Source organism: Paraglaciecola mesophila KMM 241, from assembly GCF_000315015.1.
GTDB lineage: Bacteria > Pseudomonadota > Gammaproteobacteria > Enterobacterales > Alteromonadaceae > Paraglaciecola > Paraglaciecola mesophila.
Window position 1 is genome coordinate 25,817 of the sequence record NZ_BAEP01000044.1, and the last position, 11,843, is coordinate 37,659.

The 11,843-nt window shown below is 43.7% G+C and carries 11 protein-coding genes and 1 riboswitch; of the genes, 5 read left to right on the plus strand and 6 right to left on the minus strand.

Annotated features, from left to right (window positions below):
• Positions 1-19: 19 nt before the first annotated feature.
• Positions 20-120, minus strand: a riboswitch (TPP riboswitch).
• 491 nt (positions 121-611) lie between these two features.
• The gene (locus GMES_RS10135) at positions 612-893 is read left to right on the plus strand and encodes an RNA recognition motif domain-containing protein (RefSeq protein ID WP_006992579.1); all 282 of its coding nucleotides are present in this window, start codon (positions 612-614) and stop codon (positions 891-893) included.
• A gap of 268 nt (positions 894-1,161) precedes the next feature.
• Here the strand turns inward: GMES_RS10135 and GMES_RS10140 are convergent, their stop codons facing one another.
• Positions 1,162-2,784 (minus strand): Na/Pi cotransporter family protein, encoded by a 1,623-nt coding sequence (locus GMES_RS10140; RefSeq protein ID WP_226990283.1) that lies wholly within the window; start codon positions 2,782-2,784, stop codon positions 1,162-1,164.
• Positions 2,785-3,048: 264 nt separating this feature from the next.
• Between GMES_RS10140 and GMES_RS10145 the strand changes: the two genes are divergently transcribed.
• The 3 genes from GMES_RS10145 (at position 3,049) to GMES_RS10155 (ending at position 6,150) form a co-directional block, all read left to right on the plus strand.
• Positions 3,049-3,696: a TetR/AcrR family transcriptional regulator gene (locus GMES_RS10145; RefSeq protein WP_006992582.1), complete on the plus strand. Its 648-nt coding sequence runs from the start codon at positions 3,049-3,051 to the stop codon at positions 3,694-3,696.
• A gap of 19 nt (positions 3,697-3,715) precedes the next feature.
• A complete protein-coding gene (locus tag GMES_RS10150; RefSeq protein ID WP_006992583.1) occupies positions 3,716-4,819 on the plus strand; it encodes an NADH:flavin oxidoreductase in 1,104 nt (367 codons plus the stop codon).
• Between the two features lie 104 nt (positions 4,820-4,923).
• Complete coding sequence (locus GMES_RS10155; protein ID WP_006992584.1) at positions 4,924-6,150, plus strand: MFS transporter; 1,227 nt, start codon at positions 4,924-4,926, stop codon at positions 6,148-6,150.
• Between the two features lie 25 nt (positions 6,151-6,175).
• Here the strand turns inward: GMES_RS10155 and GMES_RS10160 are convergent, their stop codons facing one another.
• The 5 genes from GMES_RS10160 to GMES_RS10180 all read right to left on the minus strand — a co-directional run bounded on the left by GMES_RS10160 (position 6,176) and on the right by GMES_RS10180 (position 10,378).
• A complete protein-coding gene (locus GMES_RS10160; RefSeq protein WP_006992585.1) occupies positions 6,176-7,123 on the minus strand; it encodes a hypothetical protein in 948 nt (315 codons plus the stop codon).
• 162 nt (positions 7,124-7,285) lie between these two features.
• Positions 7,286-7,699: a hypothetical protein gene (locus GMES_RS10165; RefSeq protein WP_006992586.1), complete on the minus strand. Its 414-nt coding sequence runs from the start codon at positions 7,697-7,699 to the stop codon at positions 7,286-7,288.
• A 131-nt stretch (positions 7,700-7,830) separates the two neighbouring features.
• Positions 7,831-8,577 (minus strand): substrate-binding periplasmic protein, encoded by a 747-nt coding sequence (locus tag GMES_RS10170; protein ID WP_006992587.1) that lies wholly within the window; start codon positions 8,575-8,577, stop codon positions 7,831-7,833.
• A gap of 115 nt (positions 8,578-8,692) precedes the next feature.
• Positions 8,693-9,682 carry a dihydrodipicolinate synthase family protein gene (locus tag GMES_RS10175; protein WP_006992588.1) on the minus strand — a complete coding sequence of 330 codons (990 nt, stop codon included), beginning with the start codon at positions 9,680-9,682 and terminating at the stop codon, positions 8,693-8,695.
• Between the two features lie 21 nt (positions 9,683-9,703).
• Complete coding sequence (locus tag GMES_RS10180; protein ID WP_033185612.1) at positions 9,704-10,378, minus strand: TetR/AcrR family transcriptional regulator; 675 nt, start codon at positions 10,376-10,378, stop codon at positions 9,704-9,706.
• Between the two features lie 122 nt (positions 10,379-10,500).
• Here GMES_RS10180 and GMES_RS10185 point away from each other — a divergent pair, with 122 nt between their 5' ends.
• Positions 10,501-11,673, plus strand: a complete 1,173-nt coding sequence (locus GMES_RS10185) for a phytanoyl-CoA dioxygenase family protein (protein ID WP_006992590.1) — start codon at positions 10,501-10,503, stop codon at positions 11,671-11,673.
• Positions 11,674-11,843 lie beyond the last annotated feature (170 nt).

An 11,843-nucleotide genomic window follows, 5' to 3' on the forward strand; every position in this document is an offset into this window, starting at 1 on the left:
CGAAAACAAACATCCCTTGTGAGGATGTGCTGCTCATTCCTACGCCGATACTAGTCGGATCAGGTTCTACGGGTTTGTATTACTACATCTCAGCCAAAAGAGGCGCCCCGAGAGCGAATGCGGATAATAGGACAACAAAATTTAAATTACTAGCCCCAATACAAAGGTATTTATTTTACTCAAAATCACATAGATCGCCCACTTAAAAAGAAGCACGATTGGCGCATATAGATTAAAATCGCCTCAACCTAAAAATGCAGCTAAATACAACAAACGTCACCGATAAGACCAATAATAAGCATCATACCCTTTAATTAGGTTGAAATTTATAGGAGGTTAAATTTGCACGTTAACGGCTTTTAGCGACACGTTAACTTAAGCAACAGGATATAATTCGGGTAGACATTGTTAAGGATACAGGCTCAAAAATATTTTTTCATAAAGCAAAAAAGTTACGCCTCTTTTTAGTGACCTTAAGTAAAACCAGATTCAAACTACATTAAAAAGGTAAAAGAACCTCACCAAGGATCACCAACCAGTCGCATTAACCCGTATTGATACACAACAAACGCTGTTATCATTAGCACATTATTTTTTTTAAGAGCGTTAACATGAAATTATTGATCCGCAATTTAGACCGAGCAACCACGCAAGACGAACTACGTACCCTTTTTGAAGGCTATGGCGTTGTTCAGTCGTGTACTATTGTGATTGATCCTGCTACGCAAAGCTCAAAAGGCTTTGGTTTTATTGAAATGCCAAAAGCGGGCGATGCGAAAGCCGCAACCATTAACCTGAACGGACATACTTTAGGTGCAAATAAAATACGCGTGAAAAAAGCAGAAGACAAAGCTGACGAAAAAGCACAAAGCGCAGAAAAACCAAGCGAGTAGTTAATAAAGCCGAGCGAGTCATATAGCAACACAGCATCGGTTTCAGGCTGACTGGAAAAGAGCTAGCACTTATCAGTTTGTTAGCCCTTTTTGTTTTAGGTCACGGGATGATTGCCCCTGATGAGTGCCTCTCAGGCATTGCGCATTTGCCTCTTTTGATGCAAATAGTTATTTATCAAAAACTTGCCAGCCCCTTTATTAAAACATACTGAAAAACATCACTTAGTCTGCTGTGGCGTATTTTGTCGCTATGGTATATCACAAGCTATTATTCTGTTACCGCCTCAGCTGAAGAGTCACTAGCCTGGTGATGCAGCGTTAGTGAGGCGAAATTATGCAGCTTATCCTTAAGGCGCTGGGAATACGTCACAAAATTAGTTAATGCACCGGCATCTTCACGCTTAGGATCCACTAATAACAACAGCAATGCGCGGTTTGCATTATCGATGTAATGCTGTAGGTTTTTCGACAACACCTTAGCGTTGAGGTCTCGCCCTTCTTGCGCAGCATCTCCTATATCATCAAAGAATTCTAAGGTCTGACTCGATAACGTTCGCACAATGAGTAGCACGTCACTTTTAAGCTCAATGTATTGCTCGGTCATCACCCTCTTTGATTCAAACAGATCATTAATTGAATCGTGAATTTGAAATAAGTAATCAAAACGATTGATTAGCTGCATAAGCTTCTTCGACTCGTCTTCCTGTTTAATCGCAGTAACAATTTTAGCAAAGTAATGCAGGTATTCTTTTTTCACAAACTGAGTATATTCAAGGCGCTTACCGGCCGCTTCGTATACACCTTGATAGTTTGTCTCAATACTCAGCGTCACCGTGTTGTAGTTTTCTTGCAGAAACTTAAATAGCTGCAATTGCGCATCCACTAATTTATGTTCGCACTCAGCAAAGCCGTCTTGTTCGTCATAGGTAGGAAGAATTAGACGTTCAAAGTCCATTTTACCCTCCCCTAGGATCCAATCCACAAAGCGGGTAAACGGGCCTATCGCTAAGGTAAATATAAGACTGGTCGTTAGGTTAAAAATCAGGTGAATATTGGCAAGAGCAATAGCCGGGTTCTGATTGTACTGCCCCAACCTATCACCAAATATAAACAGCAGTGGCGTAAACAGCATTACCCCCCCTATGTTGAATAGAAAATGACTCAATGCTGCTTTTTTAGCCGACACATCCATATTAAACATGGCAATCAGTGCGGTTGAAGTCGTGCCAATATTGGCGCCCATAATTAAAGGAACCGCGTTTTCTAGACTGATTAGGCCCTGCTGAGTCAGAATAATTGCCAGGCCGGTTGTCACTGAGCTTGATTGTACAAGCGCGGTGAATAAGCAGCCAAAGGCAATGGCATAAAGTGGATTATGCGCCTCGGTTAAAAACTTGAGTACACCGGGTGAGTGCTGCAAAGGTTCGAGGCTAGACGATATAAGATTCAGGCTAAAAAACACGAAACCGAAGTAGAAGATGGCTTTGCCAAATATGGCGTAGCGCGAGTGTAGAAGGCTTAAAAAGAATCCTAAGATGATGAATACTGGCGCGAAGTAAGTGATCTTAAATGCCACAAGCTGGGCAGTGATAGTGGTGCCTACATTACTGCCAAATATGATCCCCACACTGTTTTTGAACGATAAAACACCTGCGTTCACCAACCCAATGGCAATAACGGATGTAGCTGAGCTTGACTGGATCACCATAGTCACAAGCGCACCGATGGCGACGCCGACTATAGGCCATTTAGTCGCATTACTCAGCGACTTTCTAAAATGCTCACCGGTTAGGCGCTCGATCTCCTTGGAAAAGTTTTCCAGACCAAAAATAAACAAGATGATAGCGGTCAAACCCGCCATCAACACATGTAAGTATTCCACTGTATCCACTCAACTCACTATAACTTTGAACAGTGTAATTAACTATTTGCATTCAGGTACTGATGTGCATCAAGGACGATCGCTATTGGTTAAAAAAACAACGGCGAGAAAGGACAAAATCCAAGCCATCATCCCCTAATTTTTATCATTAACGCTAGGTCTTATTTTAAATTGACAGTGTCAATAATAGATATATCATAATCGGTACAAGCTCTATTTCGAAACCTATGAGTGCACGTAAGATGTGTTCCAGATATAAGCTGATAAACCTTAATGCCTAAAGTGTTAACAGATGAAGAGATACAGTGTTTTCGTAATCGCATGTGCGATCACGCATTAGCTTCTTTCGCTAAATCAGGAGTAGAGGGAATTTCGCTGCGAGGATTAGCCGCCGATCTTAGCTGCAGCCGCACAACACCCTATCGCTACTTTAAGAACAAGGCCGATATTCTTGCAGCGCTACGCCAACGTGAATTTGCACGTATTGCCGACACGCTTGAAGAAGCGCTTTCCCTTGAGCCAAGTTTACATAATCAGCTTAGCGCGCTTTGCCATGCTTACTTTAACTTTGCCCTAGAATATCCCGATTCATACCGAGTTATGTATAGCGTATCTCAACCTGATCTGAGCAAATACACAGCCCTTGAAAGCGAAATTTTACGCAGCAGCGCACCTATGCGCCAAGTAGTAAAGGCGTCAGTGAGCGCAGGGATATTAAAGGGTGACCCAATAGATATATGTTACGTGATTTGGGCTGGTGTACATGGCTTGATATCACTGCACTTGTCCCACATGTTGGGTGAGCAACGCGATATAACACGGCTTGCGTCTGTCATGATTTCATCGCTGGTACGCTCGGTTAGCGTGGCACCGACTGCATCAGACTCAATTCCAAATTTAAAACAAGTTAACGACATTTAATTATAGCAAGGACAACAATATGAGTAACAAAGTAGACGCACTATTTGCACCATTTAAAAACAAAGGTTTATCTCTAGATAACCGCGTTGTTATGGCTCCCATGACGCGCGAGTTTTCCCCTGGTGGCGTACCAACATCAGACGTCGCCGAATATTATCGTCGCCGCGCAGAAGGCGGAACAGGCTTAATTATCACTGAAGGCACAACCATCAACGATCCGGTAGCGACAATGAGCGCTCGTATTCCTCAGTTTCATGGTGATGCTGCCCTTGCAGGATGGGAACAGACTGTTAAGGCTGTGCACAGTGCTGGGGGCAAAATCATGCCTCAGTTATGGCATGTGGGCATGGCACGCGTGGCGCAAAAAGCACCATTCCCTGAATTACCTAGCGTAGGCCCTTCTGGCTTGTTCAAGCCTGGTAAACAAGGTGCTGAGCCAATGACTCAAGCACAAATTGAAACGGTTATTAACGGCTTTGCCACTGCTGCAGCTGATGCTCAGCGTATTGGCTTTGATGGCATAGAAATTCATGGCGCCCACGGTTACCTGATTGATCAGTTTTTCTGGGAAGGCACCAATCAACGCACTGACGAATGGGGTGGTAGCATGGCCAACCGCTCTCGTTTAGCAATCGAAATCATTAAAGCTATCCGCGCAGCGACGTCTCCTGATTTCCCTATCGTGTTGCGCTACTCACAATGGAAGCAACAAGATTACACCGCTCGTTTGGCTGAAACCCCGCAGTTGCTTGAAGAGTTCTTAGCCCCCTTGAGTGATGCCGGTGTGGATATATTTCATTGCTCTCAGCGCCGTTACTGGGAAAATGAATTTGAAGGCAGCGATTTAAACCTTGCTGGCTGGACTAAAAAACTGACCGGGAAACCGACGATATCCGTTGGCTCTGTGGGCTTGAACGAAGATTTCTTCAGTGCCTTTGCAGGCCAAGGGTCAAATACACGTTCTATCGACGATTTGATTGAACGTATGGACAAGGGCGAGTTTGATTTAATTGCCGTAGGTCGTGCGTTACTGCAAGATCCGAACTGGACCAATAAAATCCGCAACGGAAAACTTGAAGAACTAGAACAGTATTCAGGTGAAGCGCTAACTACCCTAGTGTAAATTAGAGGCCTTAGTGTAAGTTAGAGAATTTGTCGTAACATTATCAACGCTTTACATTTTCCGAGTGTAAAGCGCTTTAAAAACAGTATTCAAATTAACGTTTTATGACCCAATCAAACAATGATCAAGCCAATGAGATAAGCCATCCACATGCAGCGAATGTGTTAGCCAAACGCACCTTATTATTAGCTGCAGGCGCCATGGGGTTTGCCCAAACCGTCCTGTTTGCCATACTTGCCCCCCTTGGACGAGAAATTGGCTTAGTAGAGGTGCAGATTGGCGCTATCATTTCCTGTTCATCATTAACTATATTTTTGGTCAGTCCTTTGTGGGGACGCGCCAGCGATATGTGGGGCCGAAGAAAAGTGCTATTGATTGGTTTATTTGGCTATTCAGCCGGGAGCATTTTATTTGCGGGGGTGTTTCAAGCTGCCCTGCTAGGTTATCTGATACCCCTTATTGCCCTTGCGCTTCTGATCACGACACGAGTAGCCAATGCTGTGGTGATGGCAGCGGTTTCGCCCTCTGCTAACGCTTACATGGCAGACATAACCACAGTACAAGATCGTATCAAGGGCATGGGCGCCATAGGGGCTGCAACCAATATAGGTTCAATATTAGGTCCTGCCATTGGGGGATTATTGGCAAGTATTAGCTTGATTACCCCTTTGTATTTTTCGGTGTTGTTAACGCTGGCTGCCGCCATACTCGCTGTTTACGCCCTGCCTGTTTTGCCTAGGCCAGCACATGTTAGAAAGCCCAAAAAATTAAAATACACTGACCCACGCATCTTTCCCCTTGTGGTAGCAGGGGTTCTGTTGTTTATGGGCTTTGCCATAGTACAACAAACTATCGCCTTTCGATTTCAAGATGTACTTGGACTTGATGGCACGCAAACTGCGAAAATCGTGGGGATAAGCCTTATGTTGTCAGCCGCTGCAGCACTGATTGTTCAACTCTTGGTTATCCCTAGATTATCCGTTCGCCCCTTCGTATTGCTGCGCATATCCATGCCGATGATGATGATTTCATTTGCTATTATGGCAATAACGGACACCCAGAGTATGTACATGTTAGCCATGTGTATTCTTGGCTTAGGCATGGGCTTAGCCGGGCCTGGCTTTATGGCGGGAGCGTCAGTGGCTGTATCATCAGATGAGCAAGGCGCTGTTGCGGGCGTGGCAGGTGCATGCCCACCGCTGGGTTTTACTGTAGGCCCAATATTAGGTACATACTTATATTCAGTTGATGGGGCGCTGCCCTACTGGTTTGCTTTTGGTTGCTACTTTTTGCTGTTTTTCTTTACCATGAAATTCAAAGACCGAAAATAGAAAGACGCACCTATACCTATGCAGGTTAGTCATTAACGAGGGTGGCCAACGCCATAATGCGTTTTTTAGTAACCTCGTCAATCAAGCTGCTGTTTACATCTTTACCATCCACATTCGCATAGGCATCCATGATGTTGTTTATCTCTTTCAGATAGGGCATTAAACGTTCTTTGTCTTTTGCTTTTACATCGTACCGATTGATAGCGCGTAACAAGCTAACCGACGCATTATTTAAGCTGTTGTTTTGCCTAGGCGTGGGGTTGTCATGTGCGGTCGCCAAGCCTAACAGTTGACTGACTTGCTGCACCACATCACCATTATATTCGAAGACCGACACACTGCTTTGACCAAAAACAGCTGTGCATTCACTGACGAAGCCCTGATAGTCTAAGTGTTTGTTAAACCACTCAACCTCTAACATGTCAGCGAATGATAAATCTTGACCATAACAGGGGTTACTTGCTACCTGCGGATTGCGAATACATTGTTTGTAATAACTCTCGATAAACGCCACTGGCTCGCGAAACCATACCCACAGCTTTACATCGAACAACTTAGCGAGTTCGCCCAACAAATCTTTTGAAGCATCAGGAAAATCCCACCAGTAATTATAAATTCCCTCGGAAGACAAAATAATAGTGTGGGTGTCTTCTTTAATCTGTGAAATGAGGTTAGTAAAATTTGCCACAAAATTGTCCACATGCGTGGTCACTAAGTTTTTTTCAAACCATTGATGAGCAGGCGCACCGGGATTGTTTGATGCCTCTAGGTTGTGGGGGTATAAAACACCCTTTCCTCTTAACTTGCGTTGCTTTTTACTCAGGTAGGTTTGAATACTTGTGGTGCCCGTTTTAGGTGTTCCAGCATGAATGATAAGCTTGATTTTATCGATATCATTTTGCGCTGAACCATGATCAAGCAAAGCTAACTGAGCACTTATTTGAGTATGAAAATACTCTTTTGAAACATCCATTTTTTATACAACCATTGAAATTTATCGGTGCCTTTAAAGACTAAACATATAATTCTGCCAAAACCTATACATGAGTTTTAACCTTTCCCTACACTTGCATCCGCCCCCAACTGACTCCAAATCTAAGTTAAAACTTGGACGGTGCTTCAACAGCTAAAAATCTCAGTGGGTTCGTTCAATACCCTGCTGTTTCATAAACAAGCCAGCGCCAAACGCACCAGCCAGGGCGCCAAATGAAATGGTAAACATGGCTATTGCAGATATGGTTGCTATATAACTGTAAGCTAATAGATTTTTACTCAGCCAATGGGCTGCAAAAGCAAGCGCGAAGGCAATCAAGCTGTGTTTATTTGCTGTGAAGAATAACGGAATATCACACCACCAGAGTTCCTTGCGCTTTTTAAAGCGCGAGAATCCCCAGTAAACATACGAGATGAAGCACAGGAGCGCTAAAAAACCAATCACCACAGCCCCAGCGAGGGTAAAGTAACCTTGCAGCAACACATAGCTGCTGCGCAAAACATACACCCCCATCGCTAGCCAAAATATGACTAACGGACCTAGTATCAGTCCCACCCTTTACTCCTCAAATTTGTTGAATTGACTGAATATAACAAAAATAGTAGCGCTAAAAGCTTTATTGTCGCCCGGCTATCTGCGGTATTTAGAAAAACCAAATAAGCCACAACTAGCAGACGAGACAACGGTTACTCAAAATTTTGTTTGGGTGGGGTTACCGCGTAATTTTTGAAGTACTGATCTACTTTACCACTTTTTCGATACTCCAACATGACCCGTGCCACATCATCGTAAATGCTGAGCGCTTTTGAATTTTTGGCAATACTGATGTAATAGAAGTTTATAAAGCTATCAATGAAAGTCGCCTTTTCGAAACGCCCTTCAAATTGATCTTTCCATTGCGTTTCAGATGCCACGACCACGTCCACTCTGCCAAGCTCAAGCATGGCTACTAATTGCTCAGTGTTGCCAACTAAGGTGAGACCTATTGGGTCGAGATTGGAAAAATCAGAAGAATAATATGCTCCTCTGATAGCCCCTATATTCACTTTGGCTAAATCTTTATACGATGTGATGTCACCGTTGAAAGTGGGAGACAAATAAAATGACAAGTTTCTCACATCATGACCATAAGTGATGGGCAGTAAAAATGGCTCTCTGGATGGGTTCATAGAATGGCGGATAAGTATATCCACGTTGCCTTTCTGGGCCTCACGATACGAGCGACTCCAAGGTGCCTCAAGCCAGCTAATGTCATGTCCAAGTTCACTTAAAATATCTTCAAGTAGTTCAGGGAGTACGCCGTGGCATGTCCCATCGACAAAATATAAATAAGGAGGATGGTTGCGACAAGGCGAGCTATAGGTTTCGCCCAACAGGCTAGTTGGCAAAAGGGCAACAATGAAAAACAACCAAGTTTGTGTACTCTTTTTCATATAGAATTTATAGCAGTGTCACGTCCTTTTATCTAACATCAGTATATGTAAATTTTGTTCTCAATGGATCCCTAAAATTATCGTGTTCTGGGGAAATGACAATAAGCCAAGCATATCAGAGCAACTGAGCGGCTCTCAAGTGGCTCGCAATCGCCTTGCTTGCTGAATTACTAAGAGAAGGCAACGGTTGTCTTACAGTAGGCTCAATATCGATACCTAACAATCGTAAGGCCTCTTTAGTGTGTGCCTGCGGACTTGTAGCCTGCTTTAGAATAGTGAAAGGCAGACCCACTGCCAAGCGAAGCAAAGTATACTGCTTAACTGACGTATTTTTAGGATCACTGACGATAGGCAACAACCGAATCAATTGTTCTCGAAGCGCAGCTAGCAAGTGCTGCTCTTCCTTTATTAAATATGCTTTGCATAGTTTGGCCGTGAGCACTGGCGCAATCGCACCTATAGGGCATATCGCACCCGAGACGCCCAGTCCAATTAAATCCGGCAAGAGTAAACTTAACCCTGAAAAGTAAGCTGTTTGTGGGCAGTGTTTTAACACTGTTTTAGCACTCCTCAAATGTAATGCACTGTCCTTAATGCCTACAACGCCAGTTTCATTGAGTATTTCAATAATCTGTTTGGCCGATAAAAAATGACCTGAAACTTGCGGGAAATGGTAGTACAGCACAGGCATAGAACTACGCTCGACGACCGCTTTAACGGCTTGCTTGAGCTCGCTGAATGACTGTTGATAATAACCGTTAAACAGCAGCATTATCGCATCTGCCATTCCTTGATATTGCTCAATTTTGTTGATTGCTTGTTTCACACCAAAGGCATTTACACCAACAATAACCGGGATTTTTGAGTTCCCTGTTTCAACAACAACATCATGGGTATGCTTAACGACTGCAAGTTGTTCAGAATCGGTCAAATAAGGTAATTCCCCTCCACTACCTAGTACCGTGATGCCACTAATAGAACTGCTTAAATAAAAATCAAGGCATCGCCTCAAACCATTTAAATCAAGCGTTTCATTGCGCAGAAGTGGCGTGGGCACAACGGGATAAACACCTTTTGGCAGATTATTTTGGTGGATTTTAATCATACTTTTTCTCTACTGAATACATTATTCGCCTTCAGCGAAAACTTGGTTTATCTTATTCAACAACGCAGGTCGATAATCATTTGTGGCATCTGACGCAAACGTCAGTAACATTCCGCAAATCATTTGCTTGCGATATTCAGCTAAATTGATATATCCGTGCATCCAGTCATAACGAGCGATACGTTGATTTGCAAACACCCGGTCAGCAAGCAATTGCGTATCAACGTCGCCGTTTAAAAAGCCATGCGTTTTAGCTTCATTACATACGTTAAAAGCAAGTTTCAGTGATTTTTTGAAAATCCCCGCTGCATGACCATGCTCAAATAATGACTCTTGCTCACCAACGACAAATGCTGCTTTATAAAACGCTTCGTCGTTGCGATAAAGATCCATAAGATTATCCGCAAAAGATTCAACAGACGTTATTGGATCTGAAAATTTATCAGCAAATAGGACCTGCTCTGTGCGCTCAACCATGTCGACCACTAATTGCTTTAGTACCTCTGATTTATTGCCTATCAAATTATGAATAGTAGGGACGGTAACATTAGCTAAGTTCGCAAGCTCAGCAAGAGTAAAGGTTGAGTATCCACCACCGGCAATAATGCCTCTGGCAGTATCGAGTATCGTTTGCTTACGTTTTAATTTGTTAGCAGTTCGTGCTGCTACCCCGCCTTGCGCTCTCATTGGTTTCATTAAATCGTGCTTCTCTTTGCCATCAGTAAATTTTAATACATATTAAATTTTATGTTGCATAAAATCTACATAAGATTAAGAATGATTGTGTTAACGAATTATTTACAATGGAGGAACACGATATGATTAGAGATATCAGCGCGTCCATCGACGCCTGCGCGGCACACTATGGCGACAACGCTGACGCCATGCGTCAATACTTACTAGAGGGTCAAGCCAAGGCAGTTGCACTGCCAAATCGCGGTCCTTTACTATTTAACGAAGAGGGCCAATTAGACAAGGGGATTTTAGAGGCGTACCAAACATATGGGTTTTATATCTTTGAAAACGTATTAAGCGAGCGTGAGCTTGCAGATATAGAACAAGATTTGGCGCTATTGAAGCAACGGTTTGCTACAGAGAATGGTGCGACGCTGAATGCCAAAGGTGAGCCGGCGCTGGGCATAAACTGCAAAGCCCCTAACCTACTTTGGGCTAAACCATTAGGGGATCCGTTAGGGGGCACCCCCATCGCTAACGGCCGTCATCAAGTGAAATTATTCGAGCCTATAGCAGCCAGTAACGCCCCAAAAGAGTCACCTTTTGTACTGCTAGGATCATTGCAGTTCTCCCCTGCTTGCTTGCGAGTGTATGCCCACCCTGAATTATTAAAAGTAGCTGAGGCAATCAACGGCCAAGACTTTGCGCCGTTTCACGAATGTTTATTTATCAAAGAGCCGGGCTTAGGTGCCGCAGTCTCTTGGCATCAAGATGGGGATACTCATTGGGACAACCCAGAGTTTGATTCACAAATTCATGGTTTTAATTTCATGGCACAAGCTTACGGTAGCACAGCGGTCAATGGTGTTTGGGTGGTTCCTGGCTCACACAAAGAAGGCAGAAAAGACATAAGGCAGTTAGTCAAAGACGCTGGAAGCGAACGCATTCCGGATGCGCTACCGATTATATGTAACCCAGGCGATGTGGTGATCTGTAATCGTCAACTGGTTCACGGTTCATTCGCTAACACAGGGTTCGAACCGCGCATTACTATCAACTTTGGCTTTCATAAGCGCTCGTCTGTGCTGGATGTAAAAGGCGCTGGTATTCACAGTGAAGCCGTGGTGTATGATGAAAAATTAATTGAACAACGCTCCCATGCTCTAGGCTACGCCATTGAGGCGCGCAAAGCACAATACCCAGATGAAACCCCTTATCAGTATCAGCCACTTGCTAACAGCAAAATAGATTTCAGCTGGCAGACCGATACCTTGGGTAAGCTTAAAGATTACAACCTACTCGATTTAAGTATCTAATTTGCCGGATGTAGCAGTGACCTTGCTATAATTTAGATGACGAGCATAAGCATATTCATGCTCGTCGCTTTTCATCGCCATGCCCTTCTTGAGCCATCGCGCACGGTTATGTTCTCCCTGCTATTTACGCACAGATCTTTGTTCGTTGTACTTTGTTCAGTCTTTTCTTC